30 protein-coding genes are annotated in these 26,451 nt (G+C 71.0%); 19 read left to right on the plus strand and 11 right to left on the minus strand.

Annotated features, from left to right (window positions below):
- The first annotated feature begins 2 nt into the window (after positions 1-2).
- Together ACTOWY_RS19630 and ACTOWY_RS19635 are read left to right on the plus strand one after the other, a co-directional pair.
- Positions 3-296, plus strand: a complete 294-nt coding sequence (locus ACTOWY_RS19630; protein ID WP_247763423.1) for a hypothetical protein — start codon at positions 3-5, stop codon at positions 294-296.
- A 734-nt stretch (positions 297-1,030) separates the two neighbouring features.
- A complete protein-coding gene (locus tag ACTOWY_RS19635) occupies positions 1,031-1,426 on the plus strand; it encodes a MarR family transcriptional regulator (protein WP_247763424.1) in 396 nt (131 codons plus the stop codon).
- On the opposite strand, the gene ACTOWY_RS19640 is transcribed toward ACTOWY_RS19635, so the two are convergent.
- The 3 genes from ACTOWY_RS19640 to ACTOWY_RS19650 form a co-directional block, all read right to left on the minus strand.
- On the minus strand, positions 1,360-2,352 hold the full coding sequence (locus ACTOWY_RS19640) for a COX15/CtaA family protein (RefSeq protein ID WP_441311092.1): 993 nt from the start codon (positions 2,350-2,352) through the stop codon (positions 1,360-1,362). The genes ACTOWY_RS19635 and ACTOWY_RS19640 overlap by 67 nt on opposite strands.
- 73 nt (positions 2,353-2,425) lie before the next feature.
- Entirely contained in the window at positions 2,426-2,875 is a 450-nt protein-coding gene (locus tag ACTOWY_RS19645; protein ID WP_441311093.1) for a hypothetical protein, read from the minus strand.
- A gap of 394 nt (positions 2,876-3,269) precedes the next feature.
- Positions 3,270-4,076 carry an SDR family NAD(P)-dependent oxidoreductase gene (locus tag ACTOWY_RS19650; RefSeq protein ID WP_441311094.1) on the minus strand — a complete coding sequence of 269 codons (807 nt, stop codon included), beginning with the start codon at positions 4,074-4,076 and terminating at the stop codon, positions 3,270-3,272.
- Between the two features lie 93 nt (positions 4,077-4,169).
- Between ACTOWY_RS19650 and ACTOWY_RS19655 the strand changes: the two genes are divergently transcribed.
- Positions 4,170-4,742 carry a TetR/AcrR family transcriptional regulator gene (locus tag ACTOWY_RS19655; RefSeq protein ID WP_441311095.1) on the plus strand — a complete coding sequence of 191 codons (573 nt, stop codon included), beginning with the start codon at positions 4,170-4,172 and terminating at the stop codon, positions 4,740-4,742.
- 68 nt (positions 4,743-4,810) lie between these two features.
- Positions 4,811-5,869, plus strand: coding sequence for an SDR family oxidoreductase (locus tag ACTOWY_RS19660; RefSeq protein WP_441311096.1), 1,059 nt, complete (start codon positions 4,811-4,813; stop codon positions 5,867-5,869).
- Here ACTOWY_RS19660 and ACTOWY_RS19665 read toward each other — a convergent pair.
- Positions 5,859-6,659, minus strand: coding sequence for an AraC family transcriptional regulator (locus tag ACTOWY_RS19665; RefSeq protein ID WP_441311097.1), 801 nt, complete (start codon positions 6,657-6,659; stop codon positions 5,859-5,861). The two genes, ACTOWY_RS19660 and ACTOWY_RS19665, sit on opposite strands and share 11 nt — an antisense overlap.
- 112 nt (positions 6,660-6,771) lie before the next feature.
- Here ACTOWY_RS19665 and ACTOWY_RS19670 point away from each other — a divergent pair, with 112 nt between their 5' ends.
- Entirely contained in the window at positions 6,772-6,960 is a 189-nt protein-coding gene (locus ACTOWY_RS19670) for a hypothetical protein (RefSeq protein ID WP_441311098.1), read from the plus strand.
- A complete protein-coding gene (locus tag ACTOWY_RS19675) occupies positions 6,951-7,289 on the plus strand; it encodes a class I SAM-dependent methyltransferase (RefSeq protein WP_441311099.1) in 339 nt (112 codons plus the stop codon). The genes ACTOWY_RS19670 and ACTOWY_RS19675 overlap by 10 nt, the downstream gene beginning before the upstream one ends.
- Before the next feature lie 7 nt (positions 7,290-7,296).
- Here the strand turns inward: ACTOWY_RS19675 and ACTOWY_RS19680 are convergent, their stop codons facing one another.
- Complete coding sequence (locus tag ACTOWY_RS19680; protein ID WP_441311100.1) at positions 7,297-7,968, minus strand: TetR/AcrR family transcriptional regulator C-terminal domain-containing protein; 672 nt, start codon at positions 7,966-7,968, stop codon at positions 7,297-7,299.
- Positions 7,969-8,030: 62 nt separating this feature from the next.
- Between ACTOWY_RS19680 and ACTOWY_RS19685 the strand changes: the two genes are divergently transcribed.
- Entirely contained in the window at positions 8,031-9,500 is a 1,470-nt protein-coding gene (locus tag ACTOWY_RS19685; RefSeq protein ID WP_441311101.1) for an FAD-dependent monooxygenase, read from the plus strand.
- A gap of 109 nt (positions 9,501-9,609) precedes the next feature.
- Here ACTOWY_RS19685 and ACTOWY_RS19690 read toward each other — a convergent pair whose 3' ends face one another.
- Positions 9,610-10,173 carry a CGNR zinc finger domain-containing protein gene (locus ACTOWY_RS19690; protein WP_441311102.1) on the minus strand — a complete coding sequence of 188 codons (564 nt, stop codon included), beginning with the start codon at positions 10,171-10,173 and terminating at the stop codon, positions 9,610-9,612.
- A 98-nt stretch (positions 10,174-10,271) separates the two neighbouring features.
- Here ACTOWY_RS19690 and ACTOWY_RS19695 point away from each other — a divergent pair, with 98 nt between their 5' ends.
- Positions 10,272-10,727, plus strand: coding sequence for a DUF1348 family protein (locus ACTOWY_RS19695; protein WP_441311103.1), 456 nt, complete (start codon positions 10,272-10,274; stop codon positions 10,725-10,727).
- A 48-nt stretch (positions 10,728-10,775) separates the two neighbouring features.
- On the opposite strand, the gene ACTOWY_RS19700 is transcribed toward ACTOWY_RS19695, so the two are convergent.
- From ACTOWY_RS19700 to mptB, 3 genes are read right to left on the minus strand one after another with little or no spacing between them, the layout of a single operon-like run.
- Entirely contained in the window at positions 10,776-11,561 is a 786-nt protein-coding gene (locus ACTOWY_RS19700; RefSeq protein WP_441311104.1) for an ABC transporter permease, read from the minus strand.
- Complete coding sequence (locus tag ACTOWY_RS19705) at positions 11,558-12,496, minus strand: ABC transporter ATP-binding protein (RefSeq protein ID WP_441311105.1); 939 nt, start codon at positions 12,494-12,496, stop codon at positions 11,558-11,560. The genes ACTOWY_RS19700 and ACTOWY_RS19705 overlap by 4 nt, the downstream gene beginning before the upstream one ends.
- Positions 12,497-12,542: 46 nt before the next feature.
- Positions 12,543-14,084, minus strand: coding sequence for a polyprenol phosphomannose-dependent alpha 1,6 mannosyltransferase MptB (gene mptB / locus ACTOWY_RS19710; RefSeq protein WP_441311106.1), 1,542 nt, complete (start codon positions 14,082-14,084; stop codon positions 12,543-12,545).
- A 138-nt stretch (positions 14,085-14,222) separates the two neighbouring features.
- On the opposite strand from mptB, the gene ACTOWY_RS19715 reads away from it, so the two are divergent.
- The 9 genes from ACTOWY_RS19715 (at position 14,223) to ACTOWY_RS19755 (ending at position 22,211) form a co-directional block, all read left to right on the plus strand.
- Entirely contained in the window at positions 14,223-15,026 is an 804-nt protein-coding gene (locus ACTOWY_RS19715) for a helix-turn-helix transcriptional regulator (protein ID WP_441311107.1), read from the plus strand.
- Positions 15,023-16,468 carry a Fe-S cluster assembly protein SufB gene (sufB, locus tag ACTOWY_RS19720; protein WP_185003645.1) on the plus strand — a complete coding sequence of 482 codons (1,446 nt, stop codon included), beginning with the start codon at positions 15,023-15,025 and terminating at the stop codon, positions 16,466-16,468. Before ACTOWY_RS19715 ends, sufB begins: the two co-directional genes overlap by 4 nt.
- Positions 16,468-17,643, plus strand: coding sequence for a Fe-S cluster assembly protein SufD (sufD, locus tag ACTOWY_RS19725; RefSeq protein ID WP_441311108.1), 1,176 nt, complete (start codon positions 16,468-16,470; stop codon positions 17,641-17,643). The genes sufB and sufD overlap by 1 nt, the downstream gene beginning before the upstream one ends.
- Positions 17,640-17,966, plus strand: coding sequence for a Rieske (2Fe-2S) protein (locus tag ACTOWY_RS19730; RefSeq protein WP_247763442.1), 327 nt, complete (start codon positions 17,640-17,642; stop codon positions 17,964-17,966). Before sufD ends, ACTOWY_RS19730 begins: the two co-directional genes overlap by 4 nt.
- Before the next feature lie 28 nt (positions 17,967-17,994).
- Positions 17,995-18,765, plus strand: coding sequence for a Fe-S cluster assembly ATPase SufC (gene sufC / locus ACTOWY_RS19735; RefSeq protein ID WP_247763443.1), 771 nt, complete (start codon positions 17,995-17,997; stop codon positions 18,763-18,765).
- An 84-nt stretch (positions 18,766-18,849) separates the two neighbouring features.
- Positions 18,850-20,127 (plus strand): cysteine desulfurase, encoded by a 1,278-nt coding sequence (locus ACTOWY_RS19740; RefSeq protein WP_441311109.1) that lies wholly within the window; start codon positions 18,850-18,852, stop codon positions 20,125-20,127.
- Positions 20,127-20,591, plus strand: coding sequence for a Fe-S cluster assembly sulfur transfer protein SufU (sufU, locus tag ACTOWY_RS19745; RefSeq protein WP_441311110.1), 465 nt, complete (start codon positions 20,127-20,129; stop codon positions 20,589-20,591). The genes ACTOWY_RS19740 and sufU overlap by 1 nt, the downstream gene beginning before the upstream one ends.
- Positions 20,588-20,980 (plus strand): metal-sulfur cluster assembly factor, encoded by a 393-nt coding sequence (locus ACTOWY_RS19750; protein ID WP_185003651.1) that lies wholly within the window; start codon positions 20,588-20,590, stop codon positions 20,978-20,980. The genes sufU and ACTOWY_RS19750 overlap by 4 nt, the downstream gene beginning before the upstream one ends.
- A 100-nt stretch (positions 20,981-21,080) precedes the next feature.
- Complete coding sequence (locus ACTOWY_RS19755; protein WP_441311111.1) at positions 21,081-22,211, plus strand: hypothetical protein; 1,131 nt, start codon at positions 21,081-21,083, stop codon at positions 22,209-22,211.
- On the opposite strand, the gene ACTOWY_RS19760 is transcribed toward ACTOWY_RS19755, so the two are convergent.
- A complete protein-coding gene (locus ACTOWY_RS19760; RefSeq protein ID WP_441311112.1) occupies positions 22,208-22,729 on the minus strand; it encodes an EF-hand domain-containing protein in 522 nt (173 codons plus the stop codon). The two genes, ACTOWY_RS19755 and ACTOWY_RS19760, sit on opposite strands and share 4 nt — an antisense overlap.
- Positions 22,730-22,799: 70 nt before the next feature.
- Complete coding sequence (locus ACTOWY_RS19765) at positions 22,800-23,588, minus strand: alpha/beta fold hydrolase (RefSeq protein ID WP_441311113.1); 789 nt, start codon at positions 23,586-23,588, stop codon at positions 22,800-22,802.
- 85 nt (positions 23,589-23,673) lie between these two features.
- On the opposite strand from ACTOWY_RS19765, the gene ACTOWY_RS19770 reads away from it, so the two are divergent.
- Positions 23,674-24,993: an aminotransferase-like domain-containing protein gene (locus tag ACTOWY_RS19770; protein WP_441311277.1), complete on the plus strand. Its 1,320-nt coding sequence runs from the start codon at positions 23,674-23,676 to the stop codon at positions 24,991-24,993.
- A gap of 55 nt (positions 24,994-25,048) precedes the next feature.
- Positions 25,049-26,155, plus strand: a complete 1,107-nt coding sequence (locus ACTOWY_RS19775; protein ID WP_441311114.1) for a calcium:proton antiporter — start codon at positions 25,049-25,051, stop codon at positions 26,153-26,155.
- Positions 26,156-26,451: the final 296 nt, after the last annotated feature.

Below are 26,451 nucleotides of genomic sequence, written 5' to 3' on the forward strand. Positions count from 1 at the left end.
GGGTGAGTGAGCCTTCGAAGGCCGCGGTCGCCGCCGCCACCGCGTTTGTCGCTGCCCACGGCAAGTCCGCCCGAGCCGTGGTGGAGAACATCGGCCGAGCCGGCGTCCGAGTAGTCCTGGTAGGCGACGACGGCGCCCTGGGCGACGTCATCGTCCCCGACATGGCCACTGGTGAGGCCCTGGTGGCCAAGGTCGAGGGCCTGGACGGCCACGACTGGGACCGCGAGACCATCGCCGCCACCAAGATCGGCCCCGCCCACCGCAAGAAGATGGCAGGCCCCCGAGCCCGCGGCTAGCTCCCCAGCCCGCCCCACCGGCGACGGCGGCCCACCCGCCGCCCTCGCCAAACCAAGCCGCCTCCAGCCGCCCGCCCAAGCCAACTCGCGCCCCGGCATGCTGCCACCCGGCCCCGCCGCGCGCGCCGGTATGCCGCTGCCCGGCCCCGCCGCGCGCCCCGCCGCGCCGCTGCCCGGCCTCCAGTTCGCGGTCCCCGGTCCCGGTCCCCGGCTCACGCTCTGCCTGCCGCCGCCCAGCTCCCGGCTGCGACTCCCGCCCTGGTTCCGTCGCCCGCAGTCCGCCGCCCGGCTCTTGCCCTCTCCCTGCCTTCTGCCCCCGGGCCTCTGGCTCACGGCCTCCGGCGCCCGGCTCGCTACTCGCGTGCCGAAGCCCGGCTCTCGCCCCGTCCCGGATCCCCGGCCCCCGGATCCCCGGTCCCCGGACCTCCGGCGCCTCCGCCTCCCAGCCGCCCGCTCCCTGGCCCCTGCCTCCTGGCCCCTGCCTCCGGGCCTCCCCTGCCCTCGGGCCTCTGGGGCGCCCGGCCCCGGCCGCAGTCAGCCGCCCCTCATGCCCAACCCCGCCACTATTCCCGCGATCACTTCCGCACACCCAGGCAGCTTCATTGCTACCATCTCTTCAGTTCCAACTGAAAGAGATATGGAGGTCCGCAGTGTCCGACGTCAGCCGTACCGGTGGTCGCCAGCCGTCCGATTGGATCGAATCGTTCGCGGCCAGGTTCGAAGCCCAGGAGGGCATGCCCCTCATCGCCGGCCGGATCCTGGGCTTCCTGCTGATCTGCGACCCGCCCGAGCGCACCGCCGCCGAACTCTCCGCCGCCCTCTCCGCCAGCAGCGGGTCGGTGAGCACCAACGTCCGGCTGCTCATGGCCCGCGGTCTGGTCAGCAAGACCACCCGCCGGGGCCGCGAGGCCGCGGTCTACGAGGTCCGCGCCCAGGCGTGGGCCGAGGTCATGCTCCGCCGCCTGGAGGCCGTCGCCGCGGTCAACGAACTGACCCACGAGGGCCTGCGCCTGCTCAGTGGTCAGGGCGACCGCGCCCAGCGGCTGCGCACCGTGGACGCCTACTACCGCTGGCTGGCCACCGAGGTCGCCGAACTCCCCGCCAAGTGGTCGGCCGCCAAACCGCGCTGACCGCGATCCCCGGTCGCCGCCCACATGTTCGCCATCCCCACCGTCACCAGCGCCGCGCCGAGCACGTGGAAGATCACCAGTACCTCGGGCACGCCCGTGAGGTACTGGATCATGCCCACCGATCCCTGCGCGAGCACCACGGCGATCAGCCACCAGTAAGCCCGCCACACCCCGCCCGGCGCCGACACCGCCCGCAACGCGAACGCGAACGCGATCAACAGCCCGAGGAAGAGGAACAGCAGGTCGGCGTGCGCCTGCGCCAGCCCGGACACCGAGGCGTTGAGCCGGGCGGTCGCGGCATCACCCGCGTGCGGACCGGCCCCGGTGAGCATGGTGCCCACCACCAGCACCCCGACCAGCACCACCGTGCTGACCACCAGCAACTGTCGCAACGCCGCCGGGATCAGCGGCTGCGCCGGTGCGTCGGTCTCCCGCTGCGACCGGACCAGCAGCACGGCCACCCACACCAGCACCATCGAGACCAGGAAGTGCCCGGCCACGGTCCACCACACCAGCCCGGCCAGCACGGTGATCCCGCCGATCACGCCCTGGCTGATGGTGCCCGCCAGGGTGTAGGCGGCCAGCCGGGTCAGGCGCCGCCGCCGCGGCCGGTGCAGCCAGGCCAGCACGAAGCAGGCCAGCGCGACCATGCCGACCACTCCGCTGAGCAGCCGGTTCCCGAACTCGATCCACTGGTGGAACCAGGCGAACTCGGGGTGCTCGATCGGCACCAGGCTGCCAGGGAAGCAGTTCGGCCAGGTAGGGCAACCCAATCCAGACCCGGTCACCCGCACCACCGACCCGGTGACCGCGATGACGACCTGCAACACCAGGTTCGTCACCAGGACGCCCCTGGTCAGCTTCTGCGACGGTCCCGACGCGGGTGCGGGGGTGTCGGTGGAGGGTTCGGCGGAGTTAGCGGCCACGGCCCCTGATGGTAGGCCGCCCCGCCCCGGCACCTGTCGCCGGGCTACGTAACCTGGTCAGGGCACCCAGCCCTCAGTGCCGCCGGAACCACCCGTTGGCGCTCGGCGTGAACATCAAGACGAGCGCCCCGAACACCGCCGCGATGTGCAACGCGCGCACCACCGCGAAAACCAGGAACCCGGCATCGGCCCCGGCGAACAGCGTCACTGGGTCGTTGCCCGCGGCCAGCCACGAGATCGGCTCCACCACCAGCGACAGCGTCCCCGCCACCCCCAGCAGCAAGGCCAGCGCTACCCGCGCCCAGCCCCGCCCCCGGCGGAAGGCCAGGATGAGCGGCACCAGGATCGCCGTCACCACCACCCGGATCCCCACCGGCACCACAGCTTCGTCCGCCGTCGGCTGGTGCTCGAGCACGCCGAGCACGGTCTCGGCCACCCCGGCGCCCACCGCGGCCAGCCACAACGCGGCGGAATACCGGACGGAGGTGGGTGCGACCCGTGAGTCGAGCAGCGGCTGTGTCATGCCCGGAACTCTGCTCCGCGAACCGCACGGAGTCAGGGGTCCCAGGCACCGCGCCGACGGGTGGAGAAAACCCCCGTGCGATCAGGGATTCTCGCCCACTGGCGCCTGCGCGATGCACAGGACACACGGCATCCCCACACTCCGAGGTTCCACCACGGTCGTCGGCGCCCGATGACCGCACAGCGCGGTCAACTCGGCAGGCGGCCGCCGCGGATCAAGCCCCCCGACAATGAAGGCATGCACCTGGCGGTCCCGCCAGGACCGCCACCACGCCAGGTCGTCCACGGTAACCACTGCCCTGCCTCCATTCGGTCGCCCGCCGATGTGACGACCGGAGGACACGCGAATGACGTTGCCTCCCAAGGTTCTCTAGGTGGCACGCGGCCACTGCCGGTCAGGAGCCGGTGCGGAGTCGGGTGGTCAGTTCGGTCCACCGGCGGGCTTCGGCGTGATCCGCCGGCGTGACCTCCAGGGGTAATCGCTTCTTCTTCGTGTAGGCCGACAGTCGGCCGGCCGGTGGCTGGGCCAGCAGGGCCAGGATCGGGGTGAGTGCCTGCTCCGGGGTGGGGGCCAGACGGAACAGGACCCGGGTGAGCGCGCGGTGGGCGGGGGAGAGGTCGCCGGAGAGGCTGCTGCGCACGAACAGCGGGTTGTAGAGGACGTACTTCAGCCTGGGCTCGGCCTTGGTGAGCGCCAGGCCGGAGAGTTCGTTGGCGCGACGGCTCTGCTGGTTGGCGGCGCGCCAGCTGTAGGCGTCGGCCAGGGTGAGATCGTCCCAGTGGATCGCGGTCCTGGGAGCGCCAGGGACCGCGGTGTTGATGATCACCGGGCGGGTGGCCGCGCTCAGCCGGGGGAGTAGCGCGGTGGCCAGGACGTGCCGGCTCAGGGCGTAGAGGGCCAGGTTGTGCTCGATGCCCTCGGTGGTCAGGGTGCGGCCGCGGACCACGTCGGCGGCCGCGAGGAACAGGGTGTCGATCCGCGGCTGCCGCTCGGCGATGTGCGCGGCGACCCGGTCGTTCTCCGCGATCAGTCGCAAATCGGCCTGGACGAAGTGCGCGCGGCCGGGCGCACTGGCCGCCAAGGTCTCGAACTTGCCCGCGTCCCGGCCGATCACCACGACTGTCTCGCCTGCTCGGAGCTGGTGCTCGGCCAGCGCCCTGCCCAGACCGTCGGTGCCGCCGGAGATCACTGTGGTGCCCATGTCCACCTCTCGTTTGCAATAGGAGCAGTTGCTCCGTATGGTCAAGGTAGCAGAGGCGGAGCAGACGTTCCAGTTGCCGACTAGAATGGAGTCATGAGTGCGGCGGACAGTGCGGGAGCCAAGCCACTTCGGGCCGACGCGGCGCGGAACCGGGCCCAGATCCTCGGCGCGGCCACGGAGGCGTTCCGGGACCGTGGGCTCGAGGTGGATGTTCGGGAGATCGCCCGGCTGGCTGATGTGGGCATGGGCACTCTGTATCGGCATTTCAGCACCAAGAAGTCGCTGGTCGAGGCGGCGCTGGAGGCGAAGATCGTGGAGTGGGAGCAGCGTGCCGCCGCTGCTCGTGCCTCGGCCGGTGCGTGGCAGGGACTTCGTGCCCTTATCGAGCACACCGTCGAGCTGATGGCCGCCAACCGGGCGTTCCTGGACGGCTTGGCGGTGGCGGAGTCCGCGGTCGAGGCGTGCCAGTCACACCTGCGGCAGTCCCTGGGTGACCTGGTCGATCGCGCGCACCGGGAAGGTTCGCTACGGGCCGATGTCAGCGCCGGCGACATCGGGTTGTTCGTGCTCTCCTTCGGGCCGATCGTGCTGGCCACCAAGGAATCCGAGCCGGAAGCCTGGCGTCGGCTGCTGGCGGTGTTGCTGGACGGCCTGCGGGTGACATGAGCGCCGGTTATGGCGGGCATGAGCACTAAGCGTTGGACTCATCGGCGGGCTGAGCTGAAGATCGTCCTATGAGCACACTGGGGAAGGTCGCACTGGTCGTCGGAGCCAACGGCGTCATCGGCGGCAACCTGGTCGAGCACCTGCTCGGACTGGGCGATTGGGAGGTCATCGGGCTGTCCCGGCGGGGCGGCGCCGATCGGGAGCGGCTGCGCTATCTCTCGGTTGATCTGCTGGATCCGGCGGACACCCGGGAGAAGCTGGCCGGGCTCGACTCGGTGACGCACGTCTTCTACGCCGCCTACCAGGACCGGCCGAGCTGGGCGGAACTGGTGGCGCCGAACCTGGCCATGCTGGTCAACGTCGTCGAGGCGATCGAGCCGGTCGCGACCGGTCTCGAGCACGTCAGCCTCATGCAGGGCTACAAGGTCTACGGCGCGCACCTCGGCCCGTTCAAGACCCCGGCCCGTGAGGACGACGCCGGCCACATGCCACCGGAGTTCAACGTGGACCAGCAGGACTTCCTGGTACGGCGCCAGGAAGGCAAGAGCTGGACCTGGTCGGCCATCCGCCCGTCGGTGGTCGCCGGAATCGGGCTCGGCAACCCGCTGAACCTGGCCATGGTGATCGCGGTGTACGCCTCGATCTCCAAGGAACTCGGTCTGCCACTGCGTTTCCCCGGCAAACCGGGCGCCTACGACGCGCTGCTGGAGATGACCGACGCGGGGTTGCTGGCCGAGGCAACCGTCTGGGCGGCAACGGATCCGGCCTGCGCCAACCAGGCATTCAACATCAACAACGGTGACCTGTTCCGGTGGAGCGAGCTGTGGCCGAAGATCGCCGAGTTCTTCGACCTGCCGGTCGCGCCGCCGCTGCGGATGTCGCTGGAAACGGTGATGGCGGACAAGGAACCGTTGTGGGACCGGATGACCGAGGCGCACGGTCTGGCCGGCCACAGCTACCGCGAGGTGTCCTCGTGGGCCTTCGGGGACTTCGTGTTCTCGTGGGACTACGACATGTTCGCCGACGGATCCAAGGCCCGCCGGTTCGGGTTCCACCGTTACGTGCAGACCGAGCACATGTTCTTTGACATCTTCACAGAGATGCGCAAGCGGCGGGTCATTCCGTGACCCGGCCGAAGTACTGGCCGGGCGGCACGCCGACCGCGGCCCGGAAGGCCGCCACGAAGGCGCTGACGCTCTCGTAGCCGACGCGTCTGGCCACAGTGGACACCGCGCTTCCGTGTGCCAGCAACGGAAGCGCGGCCTGGATCCGCAACTGGGTGCGCCGCCGGCCGAAGGGCAGGCCGGTCTCGGCCCGGAACAGCCGGGCCAGGGTCCGTTCGCTGGCGCCGACCTGGCGGCCCCAGCCCCGCAGGGTCCGCGGGTCGGCCGGATCGGCGGCCAGGGCCGCGGCGACGGCCCGGGTCCGCGGATCGCGTGGGCCGGGCACCGCCAGGGTGGTCACCGGCAGTGGCTCCAGCAGGTCGAACACCACGGCCTCGGCGCGGGCGCGGGCCCGCGGGGCCAGGGTTTCCTGGCCCAGGTAGGGAATCAGCTCACGCAGCAGTGGCGAGGCGGCGACCACCGTCGGCCTCGACCACCGCGCGGGCCAGCCCGGCGGGCACACCGCCGGGTCTAGGTAGAGGCTGCGCATGACCGCGCTGCCGATCGCGGCGGTGCTGTGCCCGATCCCGGCTGGCAGCCACAGCGCGCGGTTGGTCGGCAGCACCCAGGTGCCCTCCGGTGTCGTCACCGCCAGGACTCCGGTGGCGGCCCAGGCGAGTTGGTGCACCGGGTGCAGGTGCCAGTCGAAGCGGGTGCCCAGCCGCAGTTCGAAGCTGCCTACCAGCACCGCGCCCGAGGCGGGCACGAGCAGCGGCAGGGCCCGCTGCCCCGCGGGCTGTCCGGATGGCGACATCGGTTGTCAGGCTAGCTCGTAGCGGACATCGGCGACGGTTCCTAGGGTCGCGACCATGCCGATGAACCTGTGCCACCGTTGGTTGTGCCGTTCGGACCGATGGGCCCGGAGGGTGGCTCGCGACATCATCCCGTGGGCACTGGACGGCGTCGATCTGGGCGCCGATGTGCTCGAGATCGACCCCGGCTACGGCGCGACCACCGTGGCACTGGCCACCCGGACCCCCCGGCTGACCGCGGTGGAGATCGATCCGAGCTGGCACGCGGGCTGCGGGCGCGGCTGGGTGGCCAGGTGCGGGTGATCGAGGGCGACGGGACGGCGATCCCGTTGCCGGACAACAGCTTCACCGGGGTTGGCAGCTTCACCATGCTGCATCACGTGCCGTCGGTGGCGTTGCAGGACCGGCTCTTCGCCGAGGCGTGCCGGGTGCTGCGACCGGGTGGGACCTTCGCCGGGATAGACGGGGTGCCCAGCCTGGGCTTCCGGCTCGGCCACCGCTACGACACCTATGTCCCGGTCAACCCGGACACCCTGGCGCCACGGCTGCGGACCGCCGGGTTCACCGACATCTGGCTGACCGTGCTGCCCGGCCGCTCATTCCGGTTCCGCGCTCGCAAACCCTTGGCGTGACAGGTGTTTACGGCTGCCGGGGCAGTTCGCGGAATCCGGCGACCAGGGCGCGGACGCCGAACTCGAAGTAGCTCTCCGGGTCGGCGCTGGTGATCAGGTGCGCGGCCGCGGTCAGCCGGGGGTAGTCCTCGGTGGCCAGGGCCCGGTGCAGGGACTCGACATCGGCCGCCAGCCGGTCATCGCCGGCCTGTTCCTCCAGGGTGTGGCCGATGACGAAGCGGATGACGGTGAAGGAGGCCCGCACCGCGTCCTCCGTGGTGAAACCGGCCGCGGTCAGCACGCCGACGAAGGTGTCGGCGAAACCCAGGGTGTTGGAGCCGGTGGTCCGGGTGCCCGCGTAGACCCGCGCGCCATCGCGATGCCGTAGCAGCGCCAGACGCATCCGGCAGGCGAGTTCGGTGACCTGGGCCTGCCAGCCCGGACTGGTCGGCCAGGGCTCGGCGCAGCCGTGCAGCATCCGCTCGGCCATCGCGGTGAGCACGGCCGGTTTGTCGGCGAAGTAGCCGTAGAGGGTGCCGGCCTGCACGCCCAGGGCTGCTGCCAGGCGGCGCATGGTCAGGGCGTCCAGGCCCTCGGTGTCCAGCACCGCCAGCGCGGTGGTCACGGCCCGCTCCTGATCGATCCGCGGTGGCCGTCCGCGCGGTGTGCGGGCCGGGGCGGTGTTTGACGGACCGGTCATGGCGGAGCACACTAGCAACAGTTAAATGAACGTTGTTCAGAAATTGCTGCGGAGGTGTGCGAGTGGACGTCGACGTCGTGGTGGCCGGGGCGGGCCCGACCGGGTTGATGCTGGCCGGTGAACTGGCACTGGCTGGAGTCCGGGTGCTGGTGCTGGAACGCCGGGAGGCGCCGCAACGGGATTCGCGGGCGCTGAGCCTGCATCCGCGCAGTGTGGAGCTGATGGACCTGCGGGGCATCGCGGAGGGATTCCTGGCGCGTGGGCAGCCGGTGCCGGGCTGGCACTTCGCCGGATTGCCCACCGGGCTGAACTTCGCGGACCTGGACTCGCCGCACCCGTACTCGCTGTTCCTCGCCCAGTCCCACACCGAGGAACTGCTCGCGGCGCGAACCGCGGAACTCGGCGTGCGGCCGCGGCGCGGGCATGCCGTCACCGGGCTGCGGCAGGACGTCGACAGCGTGGAGGTCGAGGTGCGCGGGCCGGACGGGGACTACCTCGTGCGGGCCGGGTTCGTGGTGGGCTGTGACGGCGGGCGGAGCGTGGTGCGGCAGGCGGGTGGCATCGGATTCCCGGGCAGTGACAGCACGTTCTCCGCGATGCTCGGCGACTTCGCGGTGGCCGGGCCGGCGGCGGTGCGGCGGGCGGGCGAACACGGCGTGCTGGCCGCGCCGCTGGGCGACGGGGTGACCCGGTTCGTGCTGCCGGACGCCGAGCGGATGCGGGTCCCGGTGTCCGAACCGGTGACCGAGGCGGAGTTCCTGGCCGCGTTGCGGCGGGCGACCGGATCCACCCTCGGGGTGGCGCGACCGCGCTGGCTGTCCCGGTTCGGCAACGCCACCCGGCTGGCCGACCGGTACCGCCACGGGCGGGTGCTGGTGGCCGGGGACGCCGCGCACATCCACTTCCCGGCGGCGGGGCAGGGGCTCAACGTCGGGCTGCAGGACGCGATGAACCTGGGCTGGAAGCTGGCCGCCGAGATCAAGGGCTGGGCCCCGGCCGGGTTGCTGGACAGCTACCACGCCGAGCGGCATCCGGTGGGGCAGCGGGTCGTGGACAACACGATGGCCCAGACGCTGCTGCTGGAACTGATGCTGATGCCCGAGTACCGGCGGCCGGTGGCGGCGTTGCGGGCGGTGCTGGACGACCTGCTCGGGATCGAGGAGGTCAACCTCCGGCTGGCGGGAGGGATCTCGGCGCTGGACACCCGGTACGGGACGGCGGCGGAGCCGTTGGTGGGCGCGCGGATGCCGGATGTCGTGGTGGGGGAGGGCCGCCGGGTCTACGAGCTGGTGCGGGACGGGCGGTTCGTGTTGCTGGACTTCGCCGGAGACGGGGAGGTCGCCGGGTGGGCGGATCGGGTGCGCGGGGTGCGGGCGCGGATGCCTGCCGGACATCCGGCCCTGGCCGGGGTGCGCGCGGTGCTCGTGCGACCGGATGGACACGTGGCCTGGGTGTCGCGAGCCGAGACGGGCGCCGGGCGGGAGCAGGCGCTGCGCGAGTGGGTGGGCGCGCCCGCCGCGGTGGTGGCCTGAGATGGAGCGAGCCTGGCCGCGGGTTGGGTGTGGTGGGCTGCTGGCTCGCTGACTGGTCGGGCGGTCTGCCTGGCTGGGGCCCCGGGGCGGGCAGTCGGTGGTTGGTGCGTCAGGGCGTGGGCTTGTGGCGGTTGTAGTGGCGGGCGGCCCGGGCCCGGTTGCCACAGGTGGTGGAGCACCACTCGCGGCGGGGGTGGTCCTTGGTGAAGTAGACGACGCAGGCGGGGGCCAGGCAGGCCTGCAGCGGGGCGGTGGTGAGCACCGGGATGGCCTGGGTGGCGACGCAGGCCAGGACGCGGGCGGCGGGGCTGCCCTTGCTGGTGGTGGTGCTGCCCAGGGTGTGGCCGGTCAGGGTCAGTTGAGGACTGGCCGGGGACTGGGTGATGGCGCGGTTGACGGCGGCCACGGCCTGGCCCGGGGTGAGCGGGCTGGCGGTGGCGCGGGCGCGGGGGTCCTCGGTGCGGTGTGCGGCGAGGCGGCGCAGGGCGGCGCGCAGGGTGTAGAAGTGCGGGATATCGTTCTCGGTGATCCGTTGGGCTGTGGCGTCGTCGTGCACGGCAGCGAGCCAGCCACGGAGTGAGTCCAGGGTGGCCAGGGTGTCGTGCACACCGGCGCGGTCGGCCCAGACGGTGTTCATCAGGTGTACCGGGAGCGGCTCACCGGGAAGTAGCACGTTCTCACGGTAGCAGTGGGTTGATTCCGTGAGAAGTTCGTGGTTCTGTTCTCACGTCAGCAACGTGGTCTATCCGTTAGAAGTGTTGGGAGTGTTCGATGACGCGTGCACCGGTTCCCCCGTTCGACGAGGCCAGCGCCCGGCAGAAGGTGCAGGCCGCCGAGGATGCCTGGAACACCAGGGAACCCGCTCGGGTCGCGGCGGCGTACACGCCGGATTCGGTGTGGCGCAACCGCTCCGAGTTCGTCACGGGGCGGGCGGAGATCGAGGAGTTCCTGACCCACAAGTGGGAGCGGGAGCGGGACTACGCGTTGCGGAAGGACCTGTGGACCTTCGGCGGTGACCGGATCGCGGTGCGCTTCCAGTACGAGTGGCGGGACGCCGACGGGCAGTGGTGGCGCAGCTACGGCAATGAGAACTGGGAGTTCGACGAAGAGGGATACATGCGGCGGCGGGAGGCCAGCATCAACGACGTGGCCATCGCCGAGGGAGAGCGGCGGATCTTCGGGCCGCGGCCGGAGAGCGAGCGGGGGCAAGGGATCCCGTTGCGCTGACGGCGTTCCGCCAGGGCGCGGGTGTCGCGATGGTGCGCCGGTGGGGCGTCAGCTGAGTTTGGTGGTGCGGCAGGCCAGGGCGGTGGCCGCCGCTCCCCAGCCCAGCAGGACCAGCACGGGCTGGGCGCCGGGCCAGGAGCCGGTGGCGGTCACCGTGTGCAGGCTGTCGGCCAGTGCTGCGGTAGGGAGGTAGGCGGCGATGTCGGCCCAGGCGCCGGGGAGCTGTGCGGTCGGGAGGGCCACGCCACCGCCCAGGAGCAGGGCGAACCAGATGATGTTGGCCAGGGCCAGCACGATGTCGGCGCGGAGAGCGCCGCCCAGCAGGACGCCCAGGGCGGCGAAGCTCAGGGCGCCCAGGATGACCAGCAGCAGGGCCGGGAGCAGGCCGGGCAAGGCGGGGCGCCAGCCGAGGGCGACGGCCACGACGGTGATCAGCACCAGCTGCACGGCGACCACGCCCAGGACGGCGAGGATCCGGCCTGCCAGCAGCATCCAGCGGGGGACGCCGGTGGCGGCCAGGCGTTTGACCACGCCGTAGCGGCGGTCGAAGCCCAGGGCGATGGCCTGGCCGGTGAAGGCGGAGGACATGACGGCCAGGGCGATGATCCTGGGGGCGATGACGTCCAGGCGGGGTTCGGGCAGCGGCAGGATCGGCAGCAGGGCCAGGCCCACCAGCAGCGCGATCGGGATGAGCAGGGTGAGCAGGACCTGTTCGCCGTGGCGCAGGTGCAGGCGCAGTTCGGTGCCCGCCTGGGCGGCCAGCATCCGCAGCGGGGCGCCCGGCTGGGGGTTGGGGCGGAAGGTGCCGGGCGCGAAGCGGATGGTGGCGGTCATGAGCGCAGGTCCCGTCCGGTCAGGTCGAGGAAGACGTCCTCCAGGCTGCGGCGGGCCACCGACAGCTCGTGCGCCAGCACCCCGTGTTGCGCGCACCACGAGGTCACGGTGGACACCACCTGCGGGTCGATGTGTCCCTCCACCAGGTAGTCGCCGGGACGGGGTTCGCTGGTCCGGCAGCCCTCGGGCAGGGCCGCGGTCAGCAGTGCCAGGTTCAACCCCGGCAAGGAACGGAAACGCAGCTGCTGGTGGTCTGGTTCACCGCTGGTCAGTTCGGCGGGCGTGCCTTCGGCGACCAGCCGGCCGTGGTCGACGATGGCGACCCGGTCGGCCAGGCTCTCCGCCTCGTCCATCAGGTGGGTGGTCAGCAGCACGGTGACGCCGTCGGCGCGCAGGGCGCCGATGAGTTCCCAGACCAGGCGGCGGGCCTGCGGGTCCATGCCGGCGGTGGGTTCGTCCAGGAAGACCAGTTCGGGGCGGCCGACGATGGCGCAGGCCAGTGCGAGACGCTGCTGCTGGCCGCCGGAGAGGCGCTTGAACGGGGTGCGGCGGGATTCGGCCAGGCCCAGCACGTCGAGCAGCCATTCCACGTCGAGGGGCTCGGCGGCGCAGGCGGCGACCAAACGGAGCATCTCGTCGGCGCGGACCGACGGGTAGGCGCCGCCGCCCTGGGGCATCACGCCGATGCGCGGGCGCAGCCGGTCGGCTTCGGTGGCCGGGTCGAGGCCGAGCACCCGCACCGTGCCGGCGTCCGGGCGCAGGAAGCCCTCGCACAGTTCGACGGTGGTGGTCTTGCCCGCGCCGTTGGGGCCCAGCAGGGCCAGCACCTGGCCGCGCTGGACGGTCAGGTCGAGGCCGTCGACGGCGACCGTCGAGCCGTATCGCTTGACCAGCCCGGTGATCGCCACTGCTGGGTCGTCGAGATCCGGGCGCACGAGAGCCAAGGGTAGGCCGAGAGCGGGGTCACCCGGACGGCGGGCTTCAGAACAGGACACGCTTCTTGCCGTTGTTGGGTTCGGGCATGTGTTTGCGCACCGCCCAGACCAGCAGGGCGCACGCGATCAGGCCGGCCGCCACCGACAGCGGGATGACGTAGGCGCGACCCTCATAGGTCATGCCGGGCGGCGGGTCGGGCACCGCGAGCACGATGCTGAGCACGATCGCGGCGGTGCGGAACCGGCGCGAGTTGGTCGCCGCGGCCAGCGGGATGGCGGCCCAGATCATGTACCAGGGGTGCACCACCGCGCCCAGCAGCAGCACGCAGCCCAGCGCGATGCCCAGCGCGGTGAGCGAGTTGCGGCCGGGCACCCTGGTGCGGAAGGCGATCCAGAGCAGCGCCACGCAGATCACCGCGATGATCACGTAGCCAAGGCCGCGGCCGATCAGGATGGCCGAGTCCATGTGGTTGCCGACGCCGAGCAGGATGCCGATGCCACCGGCGGCCATGCCCAGCGCGGTGGTCGGGGACTTGAACGTCTTGACGATGTTGGGCACGTCCAGCGCGCCTATCCAGCCGAAGCCGATGCCGGTGACCAGTGTCAGCGCCGCCAGGGTGAGCGCGAAGACGATCACCAGCTTGACCGTGACCCGGAGCAGGTCGCGGAGGTCCCCGCCCATCCGGCGGGCCAGCACCGCGCCCAGGAAGCCCAGCGCGAGCACCGCGGGCAGTTTGACCAGCGCCGCGGTGGTGATGATCACAGTGCCCAGGATGACCGAGCGGGACAGCGCCAGCTCGAAGCCCGCCAGCATCAGGCCGATCGCCAGCGCCTCGTTGTGCACCCCACTGACCAGGTGGAACAGCACCAGCGGGTTGGCGGCGCCGAGCCAGAGCGCGGCCACCGGCGGCACCCCGAACCGGCGGGCCAGCCTGGGCAGCGCCCACACGATCATCGCGATGCCGGCCAGCGCGAGCAGCCGGTGCAACAGGATGCCGACCATCAGATGGTCGCCGACCAGGGCCGCGATCCCGCGCCCGATGGCCAGTCCGACCTGCCCGTACGGCGAGGGCGTGTCCCGCCAGATATTGGGCACGCCCCTGGTCAGCGGGTGGTCCACGCCGAGGGTCTCGGCTGGTCCCTGGGTGTAGGGGTCGAAGCCGCGGGCGGCCATCTCGCCGATGGCCAGGTAGCTGTAGACGTCCCGGCTGAACATCGGCAGCGACAGGCTGAGCGGGACCAGCCACATCATCAGCGTGCGGTCCATCTGCGAGCGCGAGACCAGCCGCGGCCGCCCTGGGCTGGCGAAACGGCCCAGCCACAGCCAGGACACGATCAGCAGGCCCATGCCGGTGTAGACCGCGGCCATGGACACCGTGCCCACCCGGATGAACAGGTTGAGCACCGGGAAGTCCTGGAACGGGTTGACCACCGGGGAGGCGCCCGCGCCGATCGCGCCGACCGCCATCAGCAGCGAGCCCAGCGTGCCGAAGCGGCGCACCAGGTCGAGCTGCCGTTGCTCGGCCTCGTTCAGCCCGGCCGCGCGGCCGTTGCCGGAGCGGCCTAGTTCTGCCGGTCGCCCTTCCACCACAGATCCACTGACACCACTGCCTACCTCGCCGGACGCCACGTCAGGAAGGGTAGTGCGTAGGTGTGCGGGGTGAGTCGGGTCACCTCCCCGGACCCTGCCTTTGCCGCTCGCGAGTAAATAAGCAACACTTGTGTTGTGAAAAACACCGGGACCCCCCAGCGGTCAGCCGTAGAGGCTGAACGCGCTGATGGGCGTACCCGGCAGGCGGTCGCCCGGCTGCTGCTGGAGCAGGGGCCGATGACCGCCGTGAGCGTTGCCGAGGAACTCGGCCTCAGCCCGGCCGCGGTGCGCAGGCACCTGGACGCGCTGCTGGCCGACAAGGAAGTGAGCACCAGGGAGGCCTCCCGGCTCCAGCCGAGGGGACGAGGCCGCCCGGCCAAGCTTTTCCTGCTCACCGAGAGCGGCCGCGCCCAGTTCGGGCACGCCTACGACGACCTCGCCGTGGCCGCGTTGCGTTACCTCGCCGAATGCGGCGGGGAGGAAGCGGTACGCGCCTTCGCCGAACGCCGGGTCGCCACCCTGGTGGACCGGCACCGGGCGAGCGTGCTGTCCGTTTCCGACCCGGTGCGGCGGGCCGAGGCCCTCGCGCAGGCGCTGAGCAGCGAAGGCTACGCTGCCTCGACGCGGCGCGTCGGCCACGGTGAGCAGCTTTGCCAGCACCACTGCCCGGTCGCGCACGTCGCTGCCGAGTTCCCGCAGCTCTGCGAGGCCGAGACCACGGCATTCGCCGAGCTGCTCGGATCTCATGTGCAGCGCCTGGCGACCATCGCCAGGGGTGACGCGGTGTGCACAACGCACCTGCCGCTGATCCCCGTGGCGGTTTCCCAGAACGACCCGGTCCCGCCGACGGCGGGCACCACCACCACGCGTCCGGAACCGGCCGAGAATCCGGTGCCGGGCCAGACCGCACGGATCCCGGACGGAGGGGAGCCCGCATGACTGCCGCTGCCGAGCAGCGTCCCACCACGGAGCCCATGACCCAGGAGGAGACGCTCGCCACCCTTGGTCGTTACGAGTACGGCTGGGCCGACTCGGACACGGCCGGCGAGACCGCTCGACGTGGCCTGAGCGAGGACGTCGTCCGCGACATCTCCGCGCGCAAGGGCGAGCCCGAGTGGATGCTGGAGTCCCGGCTCAAGGGCCTTAAGTTGTTCGAGCGCAAGCCGATGCCGCACTGGGGCGCCGACCTCACCGGGATCAACTTCGACTCGATCAAGTACTTCGTGCGCTCCACGGAGAAGCAGGCCACCAGCTGGGAGGACCTGCCAGAGGACATCAAGAACACCTACGACCGGCTGGGCATCCCGGAGGCGGAGAAGCAGCGCCTGGTCGCCGGTGTCGCCGCGCAGTACGAGTCCGAGGTCGTCTACCACCAGATCCGCGAGGACCTGGAGGAGCAGGGCGTCATCTTCCTGGACACCGACACCGCGCTCAAGGAACACCCTGAGCTGTTCATGGAGTACTACGGCTCGGTGATCCCGCACGGGGACAACAAGTTCTCCGCGCTCAACGGCGCCGTGTGGTCGGGTGGCTCGTTCATCTACGTGCCCAAGGGCGTCAAGGTCGACATCCCGCTGCAGGCCTACTTCCGGATCAACACCGAGAACATGGGCCAGTTCGAGCGGACGCTGATCATCGTCGACGAGGGTGCCTACGTGCACTACGTCGAGGGCTGCACCGCCCCGATCTACTCCTCCGACTCGCTGCACTCCGCGGTCGTGGAGATCATCGTGAAGAAGGGCGGCCGCTGCCGCTACACGACCATCCAGAACTGGTCGAACAACGTCTACAACCTGGTCACCAAGCGCGCCAAGGCCGAAGAGGGCGCGACCATGGAGTGGATCGACGGCAACATCGGTTCCAAGGTCACCATGAAGTACCCGGCCGTCATGCTGATGGGCCCGCACGCCAAGGGCGAGGTGCTCTCCATCGCCTTCGCCGGTGAGGGTCAGCACCAGGACGCCGGCGCCAAGATGACCCACCTCGCCCCGTACACCTCCTCGACCATCGTGTCGAAGTCGGTGGCCCGTGGCGGCGGCCGCACCTCCTACCGCGGCCTGGTCCGGGTCAACAAGGGCGCGCACCACTCCGCCTCCACCGTGAAGTGCGACGCGCTGCTGGTCGACCAGATCAGCCGCTCGGACACCTACCCCTACGTCGACGTCCGCGAGGACGACGTGTCGATGGGGCACGAGGCCACGGTGTCCAAGGTCAGCGAGGACCAGCTTTTCTACCTGATGTCGCGCGGCCTGACCGAGGACGAGGCCATGGCGATGGTCGTGCGCGGGTTCGTCGAGCCCATCGCGCGCGAGCTGCCGATGGAGTACGCCCTCGAGCTGAACCGCCTGATCGAGCTGCAGATGGAAGGGGCAGTCGGCTGATGACTGCGATTGTGGAAGGGGTGAAGCCGCACTCGCACGGCGCGGGCGCGGTTGTTCCGGACGCCTCCCGCGCGGAGTGGTTCTCCTCGTTCGACGTCACCGCGTTCGAGGTGCCCACCGGGCGCGAGGAACTGTGGCGATTCACCCCGCTCAAGCGGTTGCGCAACCTGCACGACGGTTCGGCCCCGGCCAACGGGACCACCACGGTCGAGGTCAGCGCCGCGCCCGAGGTGAACGTGGAGACCATCGAGCGCGGGGACACCCGGCTCGGCGTGGCCGGTGTGCCCGCCGACCGGGTCGCCGCGCAGGCGTGGTGCGCCTACCCGTCGGCGACCCTGGTGACCTTCCCGAAGGACACCAAGGCCACCGCGGCCACCGTGGTGACGGTGACCGGCGCGGGTCTGGACAAGACCGCGTACGGGCACATCCAGCTGCGTGCCGAGGCCTTCGCCGAAGGCATCGTGGTGCTGGACTACCGCGGCTCCGGCGCCTACGCGGAGAACGTGGAGATCGTCGTCGGTGACGGCGCCAAGCTGACCGTGGTCTCGGTGCAGGACTGGGCCGACGACGCGGTGCACGTGGCCAGCCACCACGCCAAGCTCGGCCGGGACGCCGTGCTCCGGCACACCGCGGTCACCCTGGGCGGCGACCTGGTCCGGCTGTCCCCGACGGTGACCTACGACGGTCCCGGCGGCGACGCGGAGATGCTCGGCGTCTACTTCGCCGACGCGGGCCAGCACCTGGAGCACCGGCTCTTCGTCGACCACTCGGCCTCGCACTGCCGGTCCAACGTGGTCTACAAGGGCGCGCTGCAGGGCGAGGGCGCGCACACGGTGTGGATCGGCGATGTGCTGATCCGGGCCAGCGCGGAGGCGACCAACACCTACGAGCTGAACCGGAACCTGCTGCTCACCGACGGCGCCCGCGCCGACTCGGTGCCGAACCTGGAGATCGAGACCGGCGAGATCGAGGGCGCGGGTCACGCGTCGGCGACCGGCCGTTTCGACGATGAGCAGCTGTTCTACCTCCAGGCACGGGGCATCCCGGTCGAGCAGGCGCGGCGACTGGTGGTGCGCGGGTTCTTCAGCGAGATCCTCGCCAAGATCACCGTGCCCGAGGTCCGCGAGCGCCTTGAGGCCGCCATCGAGGCAGAACTCGAGGCGGTCGGCGCATGACCGAGTTCAGGGTGTGCCCGCTGGCCGAACTGGCCGAGGGCAAACCGCACGGCACCGAGGTGGACGGCACGCCGGTCGTGCTCGTCCGCCTCGGCGAGCGGGTGCACGCGCTGCGTGATGTCTGCTCGCACGCCGAGGTCACCCTGAGCGACGGTGGCGAGGTCAGTGACGGCGCCATCGAGTGCTGGCTGCACGGTGCGGGTTTCGACCTGTGCACCGGCGAGCCGCTGACCCCGCCGGCCAGCGACCCGATCGACGTGTACGCGGTGAGCGTGCGCGAGGGCGAGGTCTACGTGGACCCGGCCACCCCCACGAACCGCTGACTGCTTTCACCAGGAGAAACGAAAGACCATGGCTACTCTGGAGATCAAGGACCTGCACGCCGAGGTCGTCACCAATGAGGGCAACAAGGAGATCCTCAAGGGTGTCAACCTCACCGTGAAGGCCGGTGAGACCCACGCGATCATGGGGCCCAACGGCTCCGGCAAGTCCACCCTGGCCTACGCCATCGCCGGGCACCCCAAGTACGCGATCACCAGCGGCTCGGTGCTGCTCGACGGTGAGGACGTGCTGGAGCTGAGCGTGGACGAGCGCGCCCGCGCCGGCCTGTTCCTCGCCATGCAGTACCCGGTGGAGGTGCCGGGCGTGTCCATGTCCAACTTCCTCCGCACCGCGGCCACCGCGGTCCGTGGCGAGGCTCCGGCCGTGCGCCACTGGGTCAAGGAGGTCAAGGCGGCCATGACCGACCTGGACATCGACCCCACCTTCGCCGAGCGCTCGGTGAACGAGGGCTTCTCCGGCGGTGAGAAGAAGCGCCACGAGATCCTGCAGCTGGCGCTGCTCAAGCCGAAGATCGCGGTGCTGGACGAGACCGACTCCGGTCTGGACGTCGACGCGCTGCGTGTGGTGTCCGAGGGCGTCAACCGCTACAAGGCCGACGGCGAGGTGGGCGTGCTGCTGATCACCCACTACACCCGGATCCTCAAGCACATCAGCCCCGACTTCGTGCACGTCTTCGCCGGTGGCCGCATCGTCGAGTCCGGCGGCGCGGAGCTGGCCGAGCGCCTGGAGAACGAGGGCTACGTCCGCTACGCGGGCAAGCCGGAGGCCGCGGCCGTCTGAGGGAATTTCCCTTGATCGGCAACGGTTTCCCGTACTGAGAAGCACCCACCACCACATGCGGACAGCGAAAGGAGGCGGCTCCCTGTGACCACTGTTGCCGCACCTTTGGACGTCGCCGCCATCCGGGCCGACTTCCCCATCCTGGGCCGGACCGTGCGCGACGGCAAACGGCTGGTCTATCTCGACTCGGGAGCCACCTCCCAACGTCCGCGCCAGGTGCTGGACGCGGAACGGCATTTCCTGGAGACCAGCAACGCCGCCGTGCACCGCGGCGCGCACCAGCTGGCCGAGGAGGCCACCGACGCCTATGAGGAGGCGCGGGCCAAGATCGCCGCGTTCATCGGCGTCGGCGCGGACGAGGTGGTGTTCACCAAGAACGCCACCGAGGGCGTCAACCTGGTGGCCTACGCGATGAGCAACGCGGCCACCGCGGGCGAGCTGGCCTCCCGGTTCCAGGTGGGCCCCGGTCACGAGATCCTGGTGACCGAGATGGAACACCACGCGAACCTGGTGCCGTGGCAGGAACTCTGCCGCCGCACCGGCGCGACCCTGCGCTGGTGCGGGGTCACCCCGGACGGCAGGCTCGATCTGTCCAACGTGGACGAACTGATCAACGACAACACGAAGGTGGTCGCGTTCGCGCACCAGTCCAACGTGTTGGGCACGGTCAACCCGGTGCGGTCCATCGTGGACAAGGCGCGGGCGGTCGGCGCGTTCACCGTGCTGGACGCCTGTCAGTCGGTGCCGCACGCCCCGGTTGACTTCGAGGCGCTCGGAGTGGATTTCGCGGTCTTCTCCGGGCACAAGATGCTCGGGCCGTCCGGAGTGGGTGTGCTCTACGGACGGCACGAGCTTCTTTCCGCGATGCCCCCCTTCATCACCGGCGGCTCGATGATCGAGCTGGTCAAGATGGAGGGCTCCACCTACGCCCCGCCGCCGCAGCGGTTCGAGGCCGGGGTGCCGATGACCTCGCAGGTGATCGGGCTGGGCGCGGCCGTGGACTACCTCACCGAACTGGGCATGGACCGGGTGGCCGCGCACGAGCACCACCTCACCGAGCTGGCGCTGGCCGGACTCAAGGAGATCCCGGGCGTGCGGATCATCGGCCCGGACGTGCCGGTGGACCGCGGCGGCGCGGTGTCCTTCGTCATCGACGGCGTGCACGCGCACGACGCCGGGCAGGTGCTGGACAGCCTGGGCGTGGAGGTCCGCGTCGGGCACCACTGCGCGTGGCCGCTGCACCGCGCCCTGGGCGTGGCCGCGACCGTGCGCGCCAGTTTCTACGTCTACAACGAGCCCGCCGAGGTCCAGGCCCTGCTGGACGGGGTGCGCGAGGCCCAGCGGTTCTTCGGGGTGAGCTGATGAAACTGGAGCAGATGTACCAGGAGATCATCCTGGACCACTACAAGAATCCGCACCTGCGCGGCCTGCGGGAGCCGTTCCAGGCCGAGGTGCACCACGTCAACCCGACCTGCGGGGACGAGGTGACGCTGCGCGTGCAGCTGGAGGGTGACGGGCGGGACGCCAAGATCGTCGACGTCTCCTACGACGCCCAGGGCTGCTCGATCAGCCAGGCCGCCACCTCGGTGCTGACCGACCTGGTCGTGGGCACCACGGTGGAGCAGGCGCTGACCACACACGAGGCGTTCCGCGAGCTGATGCAGGGCCGTGGCAAGGTGGAACCCGACGAGGACGTGCTGGAGGACGGCATCGCCTTCGCCGGAGTGGCCAAGTACCCGGCGCGCGTCAAATGCGCGCTGCTGGGCTGGATGGCATTCAAGGACGCGGTGGCGCAGGTCGTCGGGGAAGGAGCCGGTGCGCGATGAGCACCGAAGAGCAGCAGGAAGTGCAGCGCGGGGTCGCCGGGATGCCGGAGTTGCCCGCTGAGCCCAAGGTCGAGCTGGCCCTGGTCGCCGACGTCGAGGAGGCCATGCGGGATGTGGTCGACCCCGAGCTGGGCATCAACGTGGTCGACCTGGGCCTGGTGTACGGCATCCACGTCGAGGAGGACAACGTCTGCATCCTGGACATGACGCTGACCTCCGCGGCCTGCCCGTTGACCGATGTCATCGAGGACCAGACCCGCGCCGTGCTGACCGGCCCCGGCCTGGTCGACGAGGTCCGGATCAACTGGGTCTGGATGCCGCCGTGGGGCCCGGACAAGATCACTGACGACGGTCGCGAGCAGCTCCGCGCGCTCGGTTTCACCGTCTGAGAAACGCTTGTCGCACCGCCCGGCACGGGATCACCGTGCCGGGCGGTTTGTGTTGGGAGGATGAGCCCGGCCGTTCGGCCGGCTGAATGGACGGGGTGGGATGACACAGCGACCGCGCTGGCTGGGGATCGTGGCGGCGCCACTGCTGCTGACCGGGCTGCTCGCACAGCCGGCGGCGGCGGACGTGAGCACCGTGGCCAAGATCATTCAGGAGCCGGGGGAGTACGAGGCGCGGTTCCCGGACGTGCTGACACTGCGGGACGGCAGGCTGATGGCGGTGTGGCACCGGGCCACCGCGCATGCTGGGTCGGTGGGCACCATCCAGCTGTCCTTCGGCAGCGCGGACGGCCGGAAGTGGAGCGAGAATCCCACCCCCGCGCTGGCCAACCCGGGCACCATGGCCGGGATCGACACCCGCGATCCCAAGCTGGGCATGATGCCGGACGGCAGCGTCCTGATGACCTTCTTCGTGCCGGGCGGCAAGGTCTACTACTCGGTGTGGAAGCCCGGCTGGACCCGGTTCACCGACCCGGTGCGGCTGACCGCGCCCGGCATCGACGTCGGGATCTACAGCCACGGCGGCCCGCTCGCGCTGGCCGACAACGGCTCCCAGACCGGCCAGGTGCTCATCCCGGTCTACACCGTCGACAACGACCAGACCGGGTACAAGGGCGGCGCGCACTTCATCCGGGCCACCTACCGGCCCACCGGCGACCCCCGCCTAGAAGTGAGTTCGGCGCACCAGATCATCGGCAACGCCAACCCGCCTGGCCGGAAGTACTTCGAGCCGAGCTTCGTGCAGTACGGAAACACGGTGGTCACGGTGGTGCGGTCGGAGCAGAACGGCGGCGGGTCACCGGCGATCGTGGTGCGCTGGAACCCGTACACCGCCACCCCGGCCTATGAGTACCAGAGCTTCAGCGATGTGCACGCCAACTCCCACCACCTGCTCACAACCGCCGGCGGCAGGCTGCTGTTCACCTACGGCGACCGGGCCCGCGCGGGTCGCCCCACCGTCGGCATGATGATCGGCGACCCCACCGCGGACTGGACCAAGGGCAAGGTGCTGCCGATCTATGACTCCGGCGCGCAGGATCAGGCCAACCCGTCCAGCGTGGAGATCGGCACCGGGACCTTCCTGACCCTGGCCTACAACGCCAAACCGAAGACGAGCGATCCGAAGTACGGCGGCACGCTCTGGGTTGTGCAGAGCCAGGCCGCCGACTACTAGAGCGGCCCGAACACCAGGGTGCCGGGGGCGTCGGCGTCGTCCCCGGCCCAGAACTCGTACCAGAGGTCGCTGAACTCCTCGTGGGACAGGCGGCCGTCGCCGTCGGCGTCCAGCGCCGGGAAGATCGCGTCGGTGTCGGTGGGGCGGCCGTTCCAGACCTCGATGAGCTGCCGGTACTCCGCGGCGGAGATCAGCCCGTCCTGGTTCTCGTCGATGGCCTCGAAGATCGCCGCCGCGGTGCCGGTGACCGCCTCCGGCATGCCGGGCAGCTCATCGACCACCAGCAGCACCTCGTCCAGGGTGACTTTGTTGTCACGATCCAGGTCGGAGGCGGCGAGCAGGGTGGCCCACCAGCCGAGCATGATCTGCTCCAGCAACTGGTGATCACCCGGCCCGCGCAGCTGGATCCAGCGCGCGGCCAGCGCCGCGAAGTCGCTTTCCTCCAGGAACCCGTCGCCGTTGGCGTCCAGTGCCGCGAACACCCGGCTGATCTTGCGTCGTTGCAGGTCAGTGGCCATGGCAACCACGGTAGGTCGACGGGTGGGGTGGGCCTAGCGGCCATCCAGGTCAGCGCGCCACCGGACCGGGTTACCCCGGGTGCCGGGCCAGCGCCACGGACAGGAGTCGGTCCAGGGCGGCGTTGAACTCGGCCGGGCGTTCCAGGTTCGGCAGGTGCCCGGCGCCGTCGATGATCGTCAGGCTCGCGTCGAGGATGCCCTGCTGGATGGTGCGGGCGTCGCGGACCGGGGTGAACTCGTCCGCGCTGCCGACCACCACCAGCGTCGGCACCGTGATGGTGGGCAGCAGCGGCAGGTAGTCCGGGCGCTCGGCCCGGCCGCGCAGCGCCGCGGCCGCGCCCTCCGGCGGGGCGGCGCGCATCATCCGCAGCACGTGCGCGGCGACCTCGGGCTGTTCCTCGATCGTCCGCGGCGCCACCATTCTCGCCAGCACCTCGGTCGCGTAGCCGTCCATGCCCTCGCGCAGTAGCCGGTCGGCTTGGGCGTTGCGATCGGCCCTGCCCTCGACGGTCTCGGCCTCGGCGAAGGTGTCGGCCAGCAGCAGCCCGCGGATGCGGTGCGGGAACTGGCGGTAGCACTCCAGCACGATCTGGCCGCCCATGGACAGGCCGCCGAGCACGAAGCGCTCGACGCCGAGCCGGTCGAGCAGCTCGGCGAGGTCGGCGGCGAAGACGTCCAGGCCGGTCACGCCGGGCACGACCGGGCTCTGGCCGTAGCCGCGCAGGTCCGGCGTGATCACCCGCAGACCGCCCGCGGTGAGATGCTCGACCTGCGGGCGCCACATCGAGCGGTCGAACGGGTGGCCGTGTACGAGCACCACCGGCTCGCCTGCGCCCTGGTCGTCGAAACTGAGTTCCATGTCGTTCTCCCTGGTCACGGTTGACGACTCGACGCTAAGCGGTGCACTATCCCGGTGCAATGAAAACAATGTGCTCGGAGCAATGATGCGTGACTACCGGGTGATCGCGGACCGGATCGCGGCCGAGATCGCCGCCGGGCGGTTGCGGCCGGGGGACCGGCTGCCGCCGCAACGCCAGTTCGCCCGCCGCCGCGGCATCGCCGGGTCCACCGCGGCCCGGGTGTACAGCGAGCTGGTGCGGCGCGGCCTGGTGGTCGGCGAGGTCGGTCGCGGCACCTTCGTGCGCGCCGCCGAACCCGCGCCGAGTCTCGCGCTGGCCGAACCCGCCGCCGCGCCGGTCGACCTGGAACTGAACTTCCCGGTCCTGCCCGGCCAGCCCGAGCAACTCGCCGCCGCGCTGGCCGGCCTGACCCGCCCCGACGTGCTCGCCGCCGCCCTGCGCCCGCTCGGCGTGACCGGCGATCCGGACCTGCGCGCCGCCGCCGCGATCGCCCTGCGACGCGGCGGCTGGGCTCCCGAGCCCAGCCGGATCCTGTTCTCCGGCAACGGAAGACAGGGCCTGGCCGCCGCGATCTCCGCACTGGTGCCCACCGGCGGACGGCTCGGCGTGGAGGCGCTGACCTACCCGGTGATCAAGGGCATCGCGGCCCGGCTCGGCATCACCCTGGTGCCGCTGCCGATGGACGAGCACGGCGTGCTGCCCGCCGCGCTGGACACCGTGCCCGCGGCCTATCTCCAGCCCACCCTGCACAACCCGCTCGGCGTCACCATGCCGGAGCAGCGTCGGGTGGAGGTGGTGGAAGCCTTGCGCCGCAACGACATCCCGCTCATCGAGGACGGTGTCTACGGTTTCCTGCGGCCGGAACTGCCACCGCTGGCCGCCCTCGCCCCGGAACGCACCGTGCTGGTGGACAGCCTGTCCAAACGCCTGGCCCCCGGCCTGACCCTGGGTTTCGTCGTATCCGCACCGGAATCTACCGATCGGTTGGCAGCCGCGCTGCGCTCGGGCGCGTGGGCCGCGCCCGCCTTCGCCATGGCCGCGGCCCGGCACTGGCTCACCGACGGCACCGCCTGCGCGATCGAGTCCGCCAAACGCGCCGACGCCACCGCCCGGCAAACCCTTGCCGCCCAACACCTCGCCGGTTTCACCCGGCGCGCCGACCCCGCCGCGTACCACTGCTGGTGGGAGTTGCCCGCGCCGTGGCGGGCGGAGACCTTCGTCGCCGCCGCGGCCCGCCGGGGCATCGCGGTCACCCCCGCCGCCGCGTTCGCCGTGGTGCCCGGCCACGCCCCGAACGCCGTCCGCCTCGCCCTGTCCGCACCACCGATGGGCACCCTGGCCGCGGCGTTGCGGGTACTGGCCGAGCTGGCCCGCGGTGTGCCCGAGGACACCACAATGGACTGATCATCGGGCCGCTGTCCGCGCGCGTGAACGGAATCCGGACATTAGGGTCGCGGGTGTGAACCCGCCGACCGACACCGCCCCGGACACCTCGGCCGCGTTGCCCAGGTGGAGTCTGCTCGTCCCGCCACTGGCCCTGGTGCTGCTGGTCGCCTCCTGGGGCCGCGGCCTCAACGTGGTGCTGCTGATACTCGTCTGCGCAGGCCTGGCCGGCGGCGTGATCGCCGCGGTGCACCACGCCGAGGTGGTCGCGCACCGCGTCGGCGAACCCTTCGGCACCCTGATCCTGGCCATCGCCGTGACGGTGATCGAAGTGGCCCTGATCGTCACCCTGATGTCCTCCGGCGGCCCCGACAGCGCCTCCCTGGCCCGCGACACCGTCTTCGCCGCCATCATGATCACCTGCAACGGCATCGTCGGCGTCGCCCTGCTGGCCGGTTCACTACGCCACCGCGTCCAGGAATTCCGCGCCCACGCCTCCGGCGGTGCCCTGGCCGTCACCCTGGCCCTGGTCACGGTGAGCCTGGTCCTGCCCACCTTCACCATCAGTTCCGCGGGCCCCACCTTCACCGGCCCGCAACTGGCCTTCGCCGGCGTCGCCTCGCTGGTGATGTACGCGGTCTTCGTCTTCGTCCAGACCAAACGCCACCGCGACTACTTCCTGCCTAAAGGCGACTGCACCCCCGACGACCACGCCCCCGCCCCCACCGCCCGCACCGCCTGGCTAAGCCTCGCCCTGCTGGTGATCTGCCTGGTCAGCGTCGTCGGCCTGGCCAAAACAGTCTCCCCAGCCCTGGAATCCGCGGTCGAGGCGGCAGGCGCCCCAAGATCGCTGGTAGGCCTCCTGATCGCGCTGCTGGTCCTGCTCCCCGAAACCGTCGCCGCCGTCCGAGCCGCCCTCCGCGACCGCCTCCAGACAAGCCTCAACCTGGCACTGGGTTCGGCCCTGGCGAGCATCGGGCTGACCATCCCGGTGATCGCGGTGGCCTCGATCTGGTTGACGGGGCCGTTGGTGCTGGGGCTGGGGGCGAAGGAGATGGTGCTGCTCGCGCTGACCGGGGTGGTCGGGACGCTGACGATCGTGTCGGGGCGGGCGACGGTGTTGCAGGGGGCGGTGCACTTGATGGTGTTCAGCGCGTTTGTGTTTTTGGCTGTGACGCCGTGAGCTGGGATGATGTGGTTGGCGTTGGATGAGGATCACCCGGTTGGGGGAGATGATCCAGACGGCGAGGCAACCTAAACGCGGGTTTCTGCGTTCCGCAGAGGGACGGTGGCGGCGGCGGATCCCGTCAGGGCGGGGTGGCGGGCGGGCGTGGGGTTGGGTTGAGGCCCGGTCGGGTCGGGTCGGGTCGGCTCGGGCTGGGCTGGCTGGCTGAGTGGGACTTGGGGCCGGGGCTGAGCCGGATAGGGCTGGCCGAGCCGAGGCAGGCTGGCCAGGGCCAGGGCCAGGGCCAGGGCCAG

It is taken from the genome of Crossiella sp. CA198 (assembly GCF_052078295.1).
Classification (GTDB): Bacteria; Actinomycetota; Actinomycetes; order Mycobacteriales; family Pseudonocardiaceae; genus Crossiella.

Excerpts from the sequence above, each read along its gene's own strand:
- ACTOWY_RS19635 (WP_247763424.1), top strand. The coding sequence starts at position 1,031 with ATGCCCCTCATCGCCGGCCGGATCCTGGGCTTCCTGCTGATCTGCGAC.
- ACTOWY_RS19730 (WP_247763442.1), top strand. The coding sequence starts at position 17,640 with ATGACCGAGTTCAGGGTGTGCCCGCTGGCCGAACTGGCCGAGGGCAAA.
- ACTOWY_RS19770 (WP_441311277.1), top strand. The coding sequence starts at position 23,674 with ATGCGTGACTACCGGGTGATCGCGGACCGGATCGCGGCCGAGATCGCC.
- sufD (WP_441311108.1), top strand. The coding sequence starts at position 16,468 with ATGACTGCGATTGTGGAAGGGGTGAAGCCGCACTCGCACGGCGCGGGC.
- ACTOWY_RS19760 (WP_441311112.1), bottom strand. The coding sequence starts at position 22,729 with ATGGCCACTGACCTGCAACGACGCAAGATCAGCCGGGTGTTCGCGGCA.
- ACTOWY_RS19650 (WP_441311094.1), bottom strand. The coding sequence starts at position 4,076 with ATGGGCACCACAGTGATCTCCGGCGGCACCGACGGTCTGGGCAGGGCG.
- ACTOWY_RS19750 (WP_185003651.1), top strand. The coding sequence starts at position 20,588 with ATGAGCACCGAAGAGCAGCAGGAAGTGCAGCGCGGGGTCGCCGGGATG.
- ACTOWY_RS19665 (WP_441311097.1), bottom strand. The coding sequence starts at position 6,659 with ATGTCGCCATCCGGACAGCCCGCGGGGCAGCGGGCCCTGCCGCTGCTC.
- sufU (WP_441311110.1), top strand. The coding sequence starts at position 20,127 with ATGAAACTGGAGCAGATGTACCAGGAGATCATCCTGGACCACTACAAG.
- sufC (WP_247763443.1), top strand. The coding sequence starts at position 17,995 with ATGGCTACTCTGGAGATCAAGGACCTGCACGCCGAGGTCGTCACCAAT.
- ACTOWY_RS19765 (WP_441311113.1), bottom strand. The coding sequence starts at position 23,588 with ATGGAACTCAGTTTCGACGACCAGGGCGCAGGCGAGCCGGTGGTGCTC.
- ACTOWY_RS19660 (WP_441311096.1), top strand. The coding sequence starts at position 4,811 with ATGAGCACACTGGGGAAGGTCGCACTGGTCGTCGGAGCCAACGGCGTC.
- ACTOWY_RS19680 (WP_441311100.1), bottom strand. The coding sequence starts at position 7,968 with ATGACCGGTCCGTCAAACACCGCCCCGGCCCGCACACCGCGCGGACGG.
- ACTOWY_RS19655 (WP_441311095.1), top strand. The coding sequence starts at position 4,170 with ATGAGTGCGGCGGACAGTGCGGGAGCCAAGCCACTTCGGGCCGACGCG.
- ACTOWY_RS19695 (WP_441311103.1), top strand. The coding sequence starts at position 10,272 with ATGACGCGTGCACCGGTTCCCCCGTTCGACGAGGCCAGCGCCCGGCAG.
- ACTOWY_RS19645 (WP_441311093.1), bottom strand. The coding sequence starts at position 2,875 with ATGACACAGCCGCTGCTCGACTCACGGGTCGCACCCACCTCCGTCCGG.
- ACTOWY_RS19755 (WP_441311111.1), top strand. The coding sequence starts at position 21,081 with ATGACACAGCGACCGCGCTGGCTGGGGATCGTGGCGGCGCCACTGCTG.
- ACTOWY_RS19700 (WP_441311104.1), bottom strand. The coding sequence starts at position 11,561 with ATGACCGCCACCATCCGCTTCGCGCCCGGCACCTTCCGCCCCAACCCC.
- sufB (WP_185003645.1), top strand. The coding sequence starts at position 15,023 with ATGACTGCCGCTGCCGAGCAGCGTCCCACCACGGAGCCCATGACCCAG.